The organism is Gordonia sp. YY1 (assembly GCF_009872315.1).
Taxonomy (GTDB): Bacteria; Actinomycetota; Actinomycetes; order Mycobacteriales; family Mycobacteriaceae; genus Gordonia; species Gordonia amicalis.
Genome location: NZ_WXYI01000005.1, coordinates 254,100 through 267,965, shown reverse-complemented (window position 1 = coordinate 267,965; position 13,866 = coordinate 254,100). Strand labels below are relative to the sequence as shown.

Annotated in this window: 12 protein-coding genes and 1 pseudogene; 9 read left to right on the top strand and 4 right to left on the bottom strand. The window is 67.3% G+C overall.

Translation table 11 applies throughout. The features are described from left to right. Window positions 1–258 precede the first annotated feature (258 nt). Window positions 259–1,704, top strand: coding sequence for a sigma 54-interacting transcriptional regulator (locus tag BPODLACK_RS09840; protein ID WP_006436172.1), 1,446 nt, complete (start codon window positions 259–261; stop codon window positions 1,702–1,704). A 10-nt stretch (window positions 1,705–1,714) separates the two neighbouring features. After that, complete coding sequence (locus tag BPODLACK_RS09835) at window positions 1,715–3,721, top strand: vWA domain-containing protein (RefSeq protein WP_024499994.1); 2,007 nt, start codon at window positions 1,715–1,717, stop codon at window positions 3,719–3,721. Between the two features lie 15 nt (window positions 3,722–3,736). Here BPODLACK_RS09835 and BPODLACK_RS09830 read toward each other — a convergent pair whose 3' ends face one another. Further along, window positions 3,737–4,366, bottom strand: a complete 630-nt coding sequence (locus tag BPODLACK_RS09830) for a hypothetical protein (RefSeq protein WP_006436174.1) — start codon at window positions 4,364–4,366, stop codon at window positions 3,737–3,739. 153 nt (window positions 4,367–4,519) lie between these two features. On the opposite strand from BPODLACK_RS09830, the gene BPODLACK_RS09825 reads away from it, so the two are divergent. After that, on the top strand, window positions 4,520–5,158 hold the full coding sequence (locus tag BPODLACK_RS09825; RefSeq protein ID WP_024499995.1) for a DUF1707 SHOCT-like domain-containing protein: 639 nt from the start codon (window positions 4,520–4,522) through the stop codon (window positions 5,156–5,158). 24 nt (window positions 5,159–5,182) lie between these two features. Here the strand turns inward: BPODLACK_RS09825 and BPODLACK_RS09820 are convergent, their stop codons facing one another. Then, a complete protein-coding gene (locus BPODLACK_RS09820; protein WP_006436176.1) occupies window positions 5,183–6,118 on the bottom strand; it encodes an AEC family transporter in 936 nt (311 codons plus the stop codon). A gap of 61 nt (window positions 6,119–6,179) precedes the next feature. Here BPODLACK_RS09820 and BPODLACK_RS09815 point away from each other — a divergent pair, with 61 nt between their 5' ends. The 4 genes from BPODLACK_RS09815 (at window position 6,180) to BPODLACK_RS09800 (ending at window position 9,135) form a co-directional block, all read left to right on the top strand. Beyond that, the gene (locus BPODLACK_RS09815; protein WP_024499996.1) at window positions 6,180–6,920 is read left to right on the top strand and encodes a DUF4190 domain-containing protein; all 741 of its coding nucleotides are present in this window, start codon (window positions 6,180–6,182) and stop codon (window positions 6,918–6,920) included. A 91-nt stretch (window positions 6,921–7,011) separates the two neighbouring features. Beyond that, on the top strand, window positions 7,012–8,052 hold the full coding sequence (locus tag BPODLACK_RS23295; RefSeq protein WP_232513081.1) for a DUF4190 domain-containing protein: 1,041 nt from the start codon (window positions 7,012–7,014) through the stop codon (window positions 8,050–8,052). 178 nt (window positions 8,053–8,230) lie between these two features. Then, window positions 8,231–8,404, top strand: a complete 174-nt coding sequence (gene rpmF / locus BPODLACK_RS09805) for a 50S ribosomal protein L32 (protein WP_005193867.1) — start codon at window positions 8,231–8,233, stop codon at window positions 8,402–8,404. 122 nt (window positions 8,405–8,526) lie between these two features. Beyond that, window positions 8,527–9,135, top strand: a complete 609-nt coding sequence (locus tag BPODLACK_RS09800) for a trimeric intracellular cation channel family protein (protein ID WP_024499999.1) — start codon at window positions 8,527–8,529, stop codon at window positions 9,133–9,135. 101 nt (window positions 9,136–9,236) lie between these two features. On the opposite strand, the gene BPODLACK_RS09795 is transcribed toward BPODLACK_RS09800, so the two are convergent. Next, entirely contained in the window at window positions 9,237–10,160 is a 924-nt protein-coding gene (locus BPODLACK_RS09795) for a hypothetical protein (RefSeq protein WP_024500000.1), read from the bottom strand. Between the two features lie 121 nt (window positions 10,161–10,281). Then, window positions 10,282–11,051, bottom strand: a pseudogene (locus BPODLACK_RS09790) (SDR family oxidoreductase). Window positions 11,052–11,244: 193 nt separating this feature from the next. Here BPODLACK_RS09790 and BPODLACK_RS09785 point away from each other — a divergent pair. Further along, window positions 11,245–12,168, top strand: coding sequence for an AurF N-oxygenase family protein (locus BPODLACK_RS09785; RefSeq protein WP_006436185.1), 924 nt, complete (start codon window positions 11,245–11,247; stop codon window positions 12,166–12,168). Beyond that, entirely contained in the window at window positions 12,168–13,784 is a 1,617-nt protein-coding gene (locus BPODLACK_RS09780) for an FAD-dependent oxidoreductase (RefSeq protein ID WP_006436186.1), read from the top strand. Before BPODLACK_RS09785 ends, BPODLACK_RS09780 begins: the two co-directional genes overlap by 1 nt. The last annotated feature ends 82 nt before the right edge of the window (window positions 13,785–13,866 follow it).

Below are 13,866 nucleotides of genomic sequence, written 5' to 3'. Positions count from 1 at the left end.
CGTAGCGAGGCGCCGCGTCGAAGCCCCAGCCCCGCTGCCCCTCGAGACGCCCTCCGCAGGCTCCGGGCTCCTCGGGGAGCAGGGGGGTGCTCCCTCGGCCGCGACCCCTCCGCCGGCTGAGCCGGTTCCGAGCGTAGCGAGGCACCGCGTCGAAGCCCCCTCTGCCGGCTGAGCCGGTTCCGAGCGTAGCGAGGCACCGCGTCGAAGCTCCTGGGTGACCACCCGACAGTGCGCACGCACATCACAACTCGGAGTAGCGTGGATCACGTGCCAGAGGACAATTTCACCACCCATGGTTCTCAGTCGACCGAAACCCGCCATCCTTCACCCCGCACCCTGGGTGAACTGCGTGCCAGCGGCCATGTGCAGCGCAGTGTGCGCGACGAGATCCGCAACAATCTGCTGACCGCGCTCCGCGAGAGTCGCGACCCGTGGCCGGGGATCGTCGGCTTCGAGGCCACCGTCATCCCCCAGCTCGAGCGCGCGCTCATCGCAGGTCACGACGTCGTGATGCTCGGCGAGCGCGGACAGGGCAAGACCCGCATCCTGCGCACCCTCGTCGGGCTCCTCGACGAGTGGACGCCGGTGATCGCCGGATCAGAGCTCGGCGAGCACCCGTACGAGCCGATCACCCCCGCGTCGATCCGCAAGGCCGCGAACCTGCTCGACGATCTGCCGATCGAATGGCGTCACCGCTCGCAGCGCTACAGCGAGAAGCTCGCCACCCCCGACACCTCGGTGGCCGACCTCGTCGGCGACATCGACCCGATGAAGGTGGCCGAGGGTCGCAGTCTGGGCGATCCGGAGACCATCCACTTCGGCCTCATCCCGCGTGCACATCGCGGGATCGTCGCGATCAACGAGTTGCCGGATCTGGCCGAGCGCATCCAGGTCTCGATGCTCAACGTGATGGAGGAGCGCGACATCCAGGTCCGCGGCTACACACTGCGGCTCCCGCTCGACGTGCTCGTGATGGCGAGTGCGAACCCGGAGGACTACACCAACCGCGGTCGCATCATCACTCCGCTGAAGGACCGCTTCGGCGCCGAGATCCGCACGCACTACCCGCTCGAACTCGACGACGAGGTCGCCGTCATCGAGCAGGAGGCCGACCTCACCGCGAGTGTCCCGACCTTCATCGTCGAGATCCTGGCGCGGTTCACCCGTTACGCCCGCGACCACCCGTCCATCGACCAGCGTTCGGGTGTCTCGGCCCGCTTCTCGATCGCCGGGGCCGAAACCGTTGCCGCCGCGGCACTTCACCGCGCGACGGTCACCGGCGAGGACCAGGCGGTCGCGCGTGTCGTCGATCTCGAGTCGGTGGTCGAGGTGCTGCGCGGCAAGATCGAGTTCGAGTCCGGCGAGGAGGGGCGCGAGCTGGAGATCCTCGAGCACCTCATGCGCAAGTCCGTCGCCGACACCGTCCGCGCACATCTCGGCGGAATCGACATGGCGGCGCTCGTCGACGCCCTCGAGAACGGTGAGCCGGTCGTGACCGGTGACCGCGTGCGGGCTGTCGACTTCCTGGGCTCGATCCCGTCCCCGGAGACAACCGGGAATGTGCTCGACGCGATCGCCGAGCGCCTCGAGGCCGACATCGAAGGCGAGCGGGCGAGTGCCGTCGAGTTGGCACTCGAGGGTCTGTTCCTGGCGCGTCGGATCGGCAAGGAAGCCGACGAGGCGGGCCAGACCATCTACGGCTGAGGAGAACACATTGGCGCGCAAGAGCTTCCATCGTTCGCGCTACCAGCGGTACACCGGTGGGCCCGACCCGCTCGCCCCGCCTGTCGACCTGCGTGAGGCGCTGGAGACGATCGGCGACGACGTCATGGCCGGTGCGTCGCCGCAGCGTGCCCTGCGGGAGTTGCTGCGCCGGGGCACCCCGAACATGCGCGGCCTCGACAAGCTCCGGGAACAGGTCAACCGGCGTCGGCAGGAGCTGCTGAAGAAGCGCAACCTCGACGGCACGTTCGCCGAGATCCGCGAGCTCCTCGACCGCGCCGTCCTCGAGGAGCGCAAGCAACTCGCCCGCGATCTCGACGACGACGCGCGCTTCGCGGAGATGCAGATCGGCAGCCTCCCGCCGTCGACCGCGCAGGCCGTCGAAGAGCTGTCGGAGTACAACTGGCGCAGCCCCCAGGCCCGGGAGGACTACGAGAAGATCAAGGACCTCCTCGGCCGCGAGCTGCTCGATCAGCGGTTCGCCGGAATGAAGGAGGCGCTCGAAGGCGCCACCGAGGCCGACCGGCAGCGGGTCTCGGACATGCTCAAAGATCTCAACGAGCTGCTCGAGGCGCACAACCGCGGTGAGGACACGTCGGAGATGTTCGACGAGTTCATGGACGCCCATGGCGACTTCTTCCCGGAGAATCCGCGCAACACCGAAGAACTCATCGACTCGCTGGCCCAGCGTGCCGCCGCGGCGCAGCAGTTCTACAACTCGCTCACCCCGGAGCAGCAGGCCGAGCTGGACCAGCTGGCGCAGCAGGCATTCGGTTCGCCGGACCTGATGAGTCAACTCGCGCAGATGGATTCACAACTCCGCGCGGCGCGGCCCGGGCTGGACTGGGACAACGCGCAGTCGTTCTCGGGGGACCAGCCGATGGGACTGGGGGAGGGTGCCGCGGCGCTCCGCGACATCTCCGAACTGGAAGCGTTGTCCGAGCAGTTGTCCCAGCAGTACGCCGGAGCGCAGATGGACGACATCGACCTCGACGCTCTCGCACGGCAACTCGGCGACGAGGCGGCGGTCGACGCGCGGATGCTCGCCGAACTCGAGAAAGCGCTGTCGGAGGAGGGGTTCTTCGACCGTGCCGCGGACGGGCAACTCCGGTTGAGTCCCAAGGCGATGCGGCAACTCGGGCAGTCGATCTTCCGTGACATCGCCGAGCAGTTGTCGGGACGTCGAGGCGATCGTCAGACCCGGCGCACCGGTCTGCTCGGTGAGCCGACCGGCGCCAGCCGCGAATGGGAGTTCGGCGACACCGACCCCTGGGATGTCACCCGAACGGTGTCAAATGCGGTGTTGCGCACTGTCTCCGAGACCACCGAGCCGTCGCTGGCGACGTCGGAGATGGCGCGGTCCGGAGTGCGGATCGACGTCCGCGACGTCGAGGTCGCGGAGACCGAGAGCCGCACCCAGGCGGCGGTCGTGCTGCTCGTCGACACCTCGTTCTCCATGGAGATGGAGGGTCGCTGGACACCGATGAAGCGCACCGCGATCGCGTTGAACCACCTGATCTCGACCCGCTTCCGCAGCGACGAACTACATCTCATCGCCTTCGGCCGCTACGCGAGGTCCATCGACATCGCGGAACTGACCGGACTGCAACCACGGATGGAGCAGGGCACCAACCTGCACCACGCGCTGTTGCTGGCGCAGCGGCACCTGCGTCGCTTCCCGAACGCACAACCGGTGGTCCTGGTGGTCACCGACGGCGAACCCACCGCGCATCTCGACCCCAGTGGTGAACCGTTCTTCTTCTACCCGCCGCACCCGCAGACGATCGCGTTGACCGTGCGCGAGCTCGACCACGTGGCCCGGCTCGGCGCGCAGGTCACGTTCTTCCGTCTCGGTGAGGACCCAGGCCTGGCCCACTTCATGGACCAGATCGCGCGCCGGATCGGCGGTCGCGTCGTGGCACCGGACGTCGACGGCCTCGGCGCCGCCGTGGTCGGGGACTACCTGAAGTCCCGGAAGGGTCGTCGTCGACGCGGCTGACCGGCGGGCGCCGGCTCAGGCCGTGCGCGGCCTACGTCCGGCGATGGCCCACAGCACGATCCCGATCAGCAGGAGGACGGCGCCGAATCCGCCACCGAAGACGGCCAGGAGAACCCCGCCGACACCACTGAAGATGCCGCCGAGGTCGATCGTGGCGACCACGACGCGGTCGCTGCAGAGGAACGAATAGGTTCCCGCCTCGACCACCTCGTAGGAGTCGAAGGACCGCACCTGGGTGCCGTCGTAGGGGAATTCGGCCGTCACGTCGGTACCGCGTTCGAGTGCCGCCGGTCCGGTGATCTCACAGGAGGGCGTCGCGGCGGTGTTGTCGGGGCGGAAGAGGGCGAAGGTGTCCCCGGCGTCGTATCGGTGCTCGGCCCGTGGGTCGACGACGAAGGCCTGGTCCGCCTGATCGACCACCTGGCTGATCCCGCTGACGGCCAGCACCACGCCGACCGCGACCGATGCGACGAGGATCACGACACCGACGGCGGTGAGGATCTTGCCCCAGAGTCGCATCCCGGTCCGGTCCTTGGGGGGCGCGGGCGGCGGGTAACCGCCGTACCCGTACGGGCCGGGCTGGTTCGGGCCGGGCTGATATGGATTCGGCGCGCCGGACGAACCGGGATCGTAGGGTTGGCCCATGGGTCGCCTCCGGTGTAGGTCGGGCGGGTGTCCGTCCGGGGTGAGTGAATTATGCCCCACATGCGTCGGGCGGTGGGCGGATCGTCGTCGGGGTCGGCTCAGGGTCGAAATCAGGGTGGTCTGACTGCGGTGCGGCCACTAGGGTTTCCAGACGTGACCTCTTCCGGCGATCTCCCCGCACCCGACGATCGGCGGGCGCGTCTGCGTGCCGCCGACGCCGACCGGGAACTGGTGCACGAAATCCTGTCCGCAGCCATGGCTCACGGCAGCCTCTCGCCCGTCGAGTACGAGGAGCGTGCGGGAAAAGCCATGATGGCCAAGACCTTCGGCGATCTCGACGAGTTGACCGATGACCTCCCGATCGCGCAGCTCGGCGTGGCGATGCCGGCGCCGTCGATGTCGCCGGGCCCCCGGGTGACCGGTGGGAGTTCCGATGCGGCGGTGCGCCATCGCCTGGCCATCATGTCCGGTAGCGAATTGTCGGGGACCGCGGTGGTGGCCGACGCCCTCACCGCGACGGCGATCATGGGGGCCGTCGAGATCGACCTGCGCGAGGTCGAGTTCACCGCACCGGTTCTCACCATCCAGTGCATCGCGATCATGGGCGGCGTCGAGATCAGGGCCCCCGAGGGCGTGACCGTCGAGATCGGCGGCCTCGGGATCATGGGCGGCTTCGGCGGGAAGTCGCAGAAGTCGCCACGGCCGGGTGCGCCGGTCGTGCGCGTGACCGGGCTCGCGCTGATGGGCGGCGTCGAGGTGAAGGTCGTGCCGCGCGAAGATCCCGACGCGTGACCGAGCCCGCGCGGTCAGCGGTCATCAGGCGAGAAGCAGGGCGATGACGGCGATGGCCGGGATCGACGCGAGTGTGGTGATCAGCGCGGTGTCCCGCGCCAGGATCTGCCCGCGCCGGTAGCGGGTGGCGTAGACGAGGACGTTCTGCGCGGTCGGCAGTGCGGCGATCACGACCTGGGCGAACAGTGCCTCACCGGTCTGGCCGAATCCCCACCGCGCGATCGCGTACACCGTCAGCGGCATCACGACCATCTTCAGTGCCGCGGCGAGCGCGATGTCGCGGCGCGGGCTCTCACCCTTCTTGAACACCTGGACGCCGGTCAGCGACAGACCGAAGGCCAGCAGCGCCGCCGGCACCGATGCGTCACCGAGCATCTTCAGCGGTGACATCACTGCCGCGGGTGGCATCACACCGAGCACCGACACGAACAGCCCGGCGATGCCGCCGACGACGATCGGGTTGGTGATCGGGGCGATGAGCGAATCACGGACGATCGAGGTCTCGGTGTTCCGTTCGAGGGCGGTGAGGTCGAGGGCCAACAGTGCCATCGGGGAGTAGATGACGATCTGGAACAGAAGCAGTGGCGCGATGAACGACGCGTCGTCGAGGACGAAGATCGCAATCGGGAGGCCGAGATTGACGCTGTTGACATACGACGACGAGAGCGCGCCGATCACGAGTTCCGGGACTGGGCGTCGTAACCACAGCTTGGCGATCACGAGGTAGATGACGCCCATGAGCATCGCGCTACCACCGGCGATCACCAGCGTCGAGGAGAAGACGACCGACAGGTCCGTGGTGACCAGCGAATGGAACAGCAGCGCCGGGGTGAAGACGAAGAACACCAAGCGGGACAGGACTTCATGTGCGTGATCGCCGATCACATGCGTCCGCCCGAGGAGATAGCCGACCCCGACTACTATGAAGATCACCGTGAAGCCGGAGATGACGCCAGACACCGCTCGAGTCTATTCATTAGGGTGATGAACGGATTTATCGGATCGAACGAGGGGGTTACGGGTGTCATATCCACCGGGACAGGGCTCGGGCCAGGGCCAGGACGACTGGGGGACGGTGCCGAGCCCCGGGGCGGCGGACGGATCGGGAGGGTCGCGCCCGAACCTGAACAAGGGTGACCAGGGTCAGGGTTCCCCGGACTACGCGCCGACCGAGTTCGGTCAGACATACCAACCGGGACCTTCCTCCGATCCGCAGGGTCAGAATTCGCAGGGTCAGAATCCGTACGGACAGAACCCGTATGGGCAGAACCCCTATGGCCAGAACTCATACGGACAGAACCCGTACGGCCAGGACCAGAATCCGTACGGTCAGCCGCCGGGGACGGGCTACGGCCAGTACAGCGATCCCTACCAGGCCGGGCAGGCGCCCGCTTACGGATCGGCCGCCTACGGTGCCCAGAATCCTTACGGCGCTGCGCCTTACGGAGGTTACGGTTACGGCGCTCCGCAGAAGAGCACCAACGGCAAGGCGATCGGCGCACTCATCTGCGGCATCGTCGCCCTGGTCATGCTTGCCGCGTGCTTCCCGCTCGCGCTGCCCCTCGGAATCGCGGGTGTCGTCCTCGGCTTCATGTCGCGGCGTGAGGTGGAGCAGTCGGCCGGAAACCAGACCGGTGCCGGCATGGGCCTCGCCGGCATCATCACCGGCGCATTGGGAATCCTCGGCGCGATCGTGTGGATCGTGCTGTTCATCATCCTGATCGCGGCCGGCAACTCGACGGACTCGGTCTACTACTACTGAACGAATTTCGGCCGATCTGAGCTTGCGATCGTCGACTTCTGCCCAGTTCGAGGCGTTTTCTCACTACTCTGTGACCTGCGCAGCCATGTGCATGAACGATCCTCGCGCCGCGACGACGCACGGCTTGGAAGGGCACCTGATGTCGAACCCGACCGGAGGCGGGGATCCGCGCGATCCGTCCTCCACACCCCAGTCCCCGTCGGATCAGGTACCGCCGGATTCGGCACCCGACCCGAATCCTTCTCCGGGGGAGCCGACGCAGAAGGTGTCGGCCGCAGAGCTCCTCGGCGAATCCGGCGATCGCCCAGCAGGTTCGGAGGAGACGACCGAGCCGGTGCCCTCGACGCCGGACACCCGCTCGCCCGACACCTCGACACCCCTGACCTCGACGCCGGGCGCCGGTCCGGAAGGCACGTCGGTGCCGCAGTCGCACAGCCCGGCCGACGGTGTCACCCGCGTCATCAGCACTGGTGGCGCACGTGCCGGGGGTGCACCTCAGGGTCATACCGCGCCGCCCGCACCGCCCGGTCCGCCACCGTCGGGGTACGACTCGACACGCGTGATCTCGACCCGCCCTCCGGGTGGTCCCGGTGGGCCGGGTGGACCTCCGCAACCGGGTTACGGCCCGCCGCCGGGTTACGGCCGGCAGGGTCCGGGGCAGCAGGGGCCGGGGCAGCAGAATCACCGGCAGCCGGCGCCGCCCGGGTACGGACCGCAGGGGACCCCGCCCGGCTACGGCGGGGCCTACGGACAGCCCGGTCAGCCGGCGCCAGGAGGTCGGCCCGGGTACGGTCCGTCACCTCAGCAGCAGGCGCCCGCGGGGCCGCCGCCCGGACAGCATGCGTTCGGCGATGATCCTCGGCCCGGCCTGACCCCCAAGACGAATACGCTTGCGGTGGCTGCGCTGGTCGCCTCGCTGCTCGGTCTCGTGTGTGTCGGCATCGGCGGCCTGGTCGGACTCGTACTCGGCGTGGTGGCGCGCAGACAGATCGCGGCGTCAGGCGGTGGGCAGACCGGCGACGGCCTCGCGCTGACGGCCATCGTCATCGGCTTGTTCATCGTCGTCATGTGGGTGGCGTACTGGCTCGTCGTCGCGTTCACGGGAGTGGAAAGTCCCTGGTCGTACATCTGACGCGGATCTGCGGAGCGTCGTACGGATGACCATTTTGGAGCTGGGCGGTCCCGCCAGGTAGTCTGGTCGGGTTGTGTGCCGCGCCCGCGGGGGCCGATAGGCGCACTGACTCGGGTCGATCGGTGACGCGCAGCGTTGCCGGCGGCCACGCAGACCACAGTAGGAGAAGGGCTCAACCATGGCTGTACCGAAGCGCCGGATGTCGCGGGCGAACACCCGTAGCCGTCGTTCGCAGTGGAAGGCGGAAAACCCCGCACTGCAGGAAGAAAAGGTCAACGGCGTCCCCGTGCGGATTCCGCGTCGACTCGTGAAGGCCGCTCGCGCGGGCATCATCGATCTGGATCGTCGCTAGCCTTTTCCCGGTTGCCGCCTCGGCACCGCGATTTCTACACGGACGGCCGTCCCCGGTTTACCGGGGGCGGCCATTCGTATGCCGTCGGCGGACCGGCGTCCTGGTCGTGAGGAGGGTCTGAGGTGCTTCTCGACGTGCTGAACTTCGCGGGTGTCGCGGTGTTCGCGGCCTCCGGTGCGATGGTCGGTGTCCGCAAGGACTTCGACATGTGGGGCATCGTGACCGTCGGAGTGCTCACCGGCGCCGGTGGCGGGGTCCTGCGGGACGTCCTGCTCGGCATCACCCCACCCTCGTCGGTCCAGGGCTTCGGCAACGCGCTGACCGGCACGATCGCCAGTCTGCTCGTCTTCGCCTTCCATCCGGCCTTCACGAAACTGCGCCGGTCGATCCTCGTCCTCGACGCCTTCGGGATGGGCCTGTTCGCGACGACCGGGGCGTCGATCGCCGTCGACGTCGGAGCGAGCGCGTTCGCCGCCACCGCCGTCGGACTCATGACCGCAATCGGCGGCGGCGTCCTGCGGGATGTGATCTCCAACGAGATCCCGCTGCTCCTCCAGCCCGCGGACCTCTATGCGATCCCCGCGCTGCTCGGCGCCACGATCGTCGCGGTCGGTTCCTACCACACCCCCGTCCCGCACTGGGTCTGGCTGACGGTCGGGTCGATCCTCGCCACCGGTCTGCGTCTGCTCGGACTGAAGTTCGGGTGGCGACTCCCGACGGCCCGGCACTGACCGCCGCCTCGCAGACCCACCCACCCCGCAAACCCACCACTTTTCCAGATATCCACCCCATTGTCGGGTGGTGGAAATCTGGAAAAAGGGTGGGTTTCCGGTCACTCGACGCCGGCGGATCGAAGCGCTTTCTTGATCTGCGCGTAGAAAGCGGCCTTGTCGGCGAGGTCCTGCCATGTCCACCGCACGACGGTGTACCCCTGCGCACGCAGCTTGTCCTCACGGACCTTCTCGTCGACGACGGTCTTCCAAGCCGGATCATCACCGACTGTGCCGTTGTACTTGATCATTCCGTCGAACTCGCCGACCACCCTGTTCGCCAGCAAGAAGTCGACGCGAGCAATGAACTTGCCGTGGTCGTCGACGATCTCCACCTGCTGCTGGGGCACGGGTAGGTCAGGAGACTCGAGCATGATTGCGCGACTGAGGGACTCGCCGACGCTTTCCGATGACGCGTTCGCGTGCGGCAGCGTGCGGCGGAGCATCTCGACCCCCTTGAATCCTCGGCACGAGTCGAGGATCTGCCGCAATCGTTCCGGTCTGGCGTCGCGTCGGAGCGCGGCGTCGAGCACCGCGAGGGCCTGTCGATCGGTACCCAGGCGGGCGACATCGCACGCCGTGCGCTCGATGGATGTCACCGTCACCCCGTCGACGACCTCGATGTCCTGCGGCTCGACGACGGCCTGATGCCGGACGATCTTCGCCGCCCGCTTCCCGACCTTCGGCGACGTGACGTGAACGTGTGACAGTTGGGGCCAGAGCACCGGCAACCGGTGGATGGCAGCCGCGGAGACGTGGCTGAACAGTCGGCCCGGGCGTCCTGCGCTCGCGGCGGCGATGACGGTCAACCGGTGCTTCTCGATGGCGTCGAGTTCGTTGACCGTGGTGAAGTCGGTCATCGCGCCCGGCCAGAGACGGTACAGCGCTTTGCCTGTGACCATCCGCTGCAATGTGTCGTCGGTGGTGTGAGTGCCGACGGTGTCACTTCTGAGGATCAGTCCGTGCCGGTCGTTGGGTAGCTCCATGTGAATGAGACGCACGGGCGCCCGGTTTGGACCCACCTCCTGACAAATTCACCCTTTTTCCAGATTTCCACCCCCTTCTCGGGTGGTGGAAATCTGGAAAAAGGGTGGGTTTGCGGGGCGGCTACTGCGCGATGAACTTGTTGACGGTCCGGTTCAGGAAGTTCGGGATGACCTTGGCGGCATTGCCGAGGACGAGGGTCTGAGCACCGACGGAGTAGCTGGTGCGGTGCAGCAGCTTGTCCTGGCGCGTGGGATGCACGGATTCCCAGACCTTGTCGGCGATCTGGTCGGGCGTGATGCGGATGCCCAGGGTCTTCGTGGACTTCGCGTCGTCGGCGGCCAGCGCGGTCTTCGCCCACAGCGGCCAGATGCTGACGACCCGGATGTCGTCGTGCTCCCACTCGAGTTCGAGGGCCTCGGTCAGTCCGCCGACGAAGAACTTGGTGGCGGAGTAGACCGCGATTCCGGGCTGGCCGTAGATCGCCGACGCCGACCCGATGTTCACCAGGTGCGCGCCCGGAGTCTTCTTCAGGTACGGGTGGGCGGCCTGTGCGCCCAGGGCGACACCGAGTGCGTCGATGTCGATCTGCCGCTTGATCTGCTCGGGCGTGATGGAGTCGATCCTGCCCGCGTGCAGGATGCCGGCGTTGTTGTCCAGGACGTCGAGGGTGCCACCGGTGTGCGAGGTGAACTCGGCCAGCGCGTCGGCCCACTGCTCCGGTTCACGGACGTCGAGCGTGCCCGTGATCCAGTCGGGATGGTCGGCCTCGACCTTCGCGAGGGCGTCGGTATCGACGTCGTAGACGCCGACAGTCCATCCCTCGCGATCGAACCGTTCGGCAGTGGCGAGTCCGATCCCGGCCGCTCGCCGGTGATGAAGATGGATGACATGCGTACTCCTACGGGGTGGTCGGTAGCGGCTTTGGTGGCGCTGACCTGCAAGAAGGCTGTCCAGCACCGAACTTACCGGCCAGTATATTCGTTGATTCGTTTACTGGGTCACAGTGCGGTGCTATCTTGACAACACACATTGTCATTACATCGATCATTGTCATGATCGACGTCGACCGGGAGGGGAGTTCGCATGACGGCCGCGATGGAACGAACCGAGAACGTCATCAGCATGCGAGACCAGGGCACCGAGGAGGTGTCAGCGCGTCTGCTGGCGTCGGCCGCCCGCCTCTCGCGCAATGCGATGACCGAGATCGACTGGTCCAAGCCGATGGACCCGACCAAGTACGGCTGCAGTCCGGAGTGGTCGTCGCTGTACGGCACCGACTACTGGGACGAACTCACCGAGGAGCAGCGGATCTCGGTGACGCGCCACGAGTTCGCGTCGATCATGAACATCGGGATCTGGTTCGAGATGATCCTGCAGGAGATGGTGATCCGCGATCAGTACCTCGGCGACTACCACGGCTCCGAATTCCAGTTCGCGCTGACCGAGATCGCCGACGAGTGCCGACATTCGCTCATGTTCGCCAAGGCGTCGGAGAAGATGGTCGGCGCCTCTTACCGGCCGTCGAAGAAGGTCGCGCGCCTCGGCAAGATCTTCATGCAGACCGCGAAGAACGAGGTCGCCTACGCCGGAATCCTGGTCGCCGAGGAGGTCCTGGACGTTTTCCAGCGTGGCTGCATGCGTGACGACCGCGTCCTCGACTTCATCCGCACGGTCAACGAGATCCACGTCCTCGAGGAATCGCGCCACATGAAGTTCGCGCGCGAAGAGGTGCGCGAATCTCTCGACGGAGTCAGTTGGGCGCGCCGCCAGTTCAGTGCGCTGACCGTAGCGATCGGTGCGTACTACATCGTCACGAGTCTGGTGCAGCGCAAGGCCTTTGCCGACGCCGGCCTCGACGCCGACCGCGCGGTCCGCGAGATGCGCCACAATTCGCACTTCCACTCGATGATCCGTTCGAGCTGCGCCCACCTCATGGAGTTCCTCGACGAGGTCGGCTTGCTCACCAAGCCCGCCATGCGGTACTACCGGAAAGCGCACATGCTCTGATGTTCGTCATCACCCAATCATGTTGCAGTGACGCGGCATGCGTGTCCGTGTGCCCGGTGAACTGCATCCACCCGACACCCGAGGAACGCGGCTTCGGCAGCTCCGACATCCTGCACATCGACCCGCAGGCCTGCATCGACTGCGGTGCCTGTGCCGACGCGTGCCCGGTCGACGCGATCTATCCCGCGGACAAACTCGGCACGCGCGACAAGGTGTTCATCGACATCAACGCCGACTACTACAAGAACAACCCCGACGTCCGGTCGGGGTGGGTGCCGCCGACCGACGACGAGGCGTCCACCGTCACCTACCCGGACATCCCGAAACTGCCTGCCGGCCTGCGGGTTGCCCTGGTCGGCACCGGACCGTCGGGTGGTTATGCGTTGCGTACCCTGCTCGACCGGACCGAGGCGACGGTCACCGTCATCGACAAGCTGCCGACGCCGGGTGGACTCGTCCGTGCCGGCGTGGCACCGGATCATCCGGGCACCAAGGGTGTGCTGCGCGGATTCGACCTGCTCTACCGCGACCCCCGCGTCACCATGCTGACCAACGTGTCCGTCGGCGATGGACCGGACGAGGTCACCCCGGCTGAACTCGCCGAGCATTTCGACGCGGTGTTCTACGCCGTGGGCGCCAGTGAGTCCCGGCGCCTGGGCATTCCGGGTGAGCACCTGCCGGGTTCGACGTCGGCGACCGATCTCGTGGCCTGGTACAACGGCGTGCCCGGCGTCGACGCGGGACCGCCGCTGCGTCGGGGAACCGCCGACGATCCGGCGACGGGCCGCGCGGTCGTCGTCGGCACGGGCAACGTCGCGCTCGACGTCGCCCGCATCCTCGTATCCCCGCCGGAGTTGTTGGCCACCACCGACATCGCCGACCGGGCGCTCGAGATCCTGCGCGAACAGAATGTCCACGAGGTGGTCCTGCTCGGTCGTCGTGATCAGGCCGCGGCCGCCTACACGGCAGCGGAATACCGTGCGCTGTCGGAGATCCCGGGCGTCGAGGTGGAGGTGTTCGACGGAGCGAACGGGCAGGTTCCGTCCTTGCACGAACCCGCTGACCCGTCGCGGCGTCGGATCGTGTTCCTGTTCCACAGCACTCCGGAGGAGATCGTCGGCAATCCGCAGGTGCAGTCGGTGACGGTCCGTACCGGCGAGGGACGGCATCACGTCGCCGCCGACCTCGTCGTGCGCTCGATCGGGTACCGCTCGACCCCGATTCCAGGTCTCGCCTTCGACGACGAGCGCGGCGTCTTCCGCAATGTCGACGGTCGACTGGTCGACGAGTCGGGCGGGATCGTCCCCGGCGGCTACGTGCTGGGCTGGGCCAAGCGCGGCCCCAGCGGCGGGATCGGCGCCAACAAGAAGTGCGCCACCCAAACGGTCGAGGACTTCATCGCCGACGCCGCGTCGGGGAGTCTTCAGCGCACCCGGCGTGCGGCGGGGGAGTTCCCGGCACTGGTGCGCAAGCGGGTGCCGACCGTGATCGGGTACCGCGGAATGCGCGCCATCGACAGGCGAGAACGCCGCCGGGGCATCGAACAGGGTCGCCCTCGTGTGAAGTTCACCCAGGTCGCCGAGATGGTCGGCGCGGCGGGATGGCGGCGTAGCTGACCCTTCGAGACGGCCCTCCGCAAGCTCCGGGCCTCCTCAGGGGGCGATGGGGCACGGCCTCCGCAAGCTCCGGGCCTCCTCA

Excerpts from the sequence above, each read along its gene's own strand:
- rpmF (WP_005193867.1), top strand. The coding sequence starts at position 8,231 with ATGGCTGTACCGAAGCGCCGGATGTCGCGGGCGAACACCCGTAGCCGT.
- BPODLACK_RS09780 (WP_006436186.1), top strand. The coding sequence starts at position 12,168 with ATGTTCGTCATCACCCAATCATGTTGCAGTGACGCGGCATGCGTGTCC.
- BPODLACK_RS09830 (WP_006436174.1), bottom strand. The coding sequence starts at position 4,366 with ATGGGCCAACCCTACGATCCCGGTTCGTCCGGCGCGCCGAATCCATAT.
- BPODLACK_RS09795 (WP_024500000.1), bottom strand. The coding sequence starts at position 10,160 with ATGGAGCTACCCAACGACCGGCACGGACTGATCCTCAGAAGTGACACC.
- BPODLACK_RS23295 (WP_232513081.1), top strand. The coding sequence starts at position 7,012 with ATGAACGATCCTCGCGCCGCGACGACGCACGGCTTGGAAGGGCACCTG.
- BPODLACK_RS09785 (WP_006436185.1), top strand. The coding sequence starts at position 11,245 with ATGACGGCCGCGATGGAACGAACCGAGAACGTCATCAGCATGCGAGAC.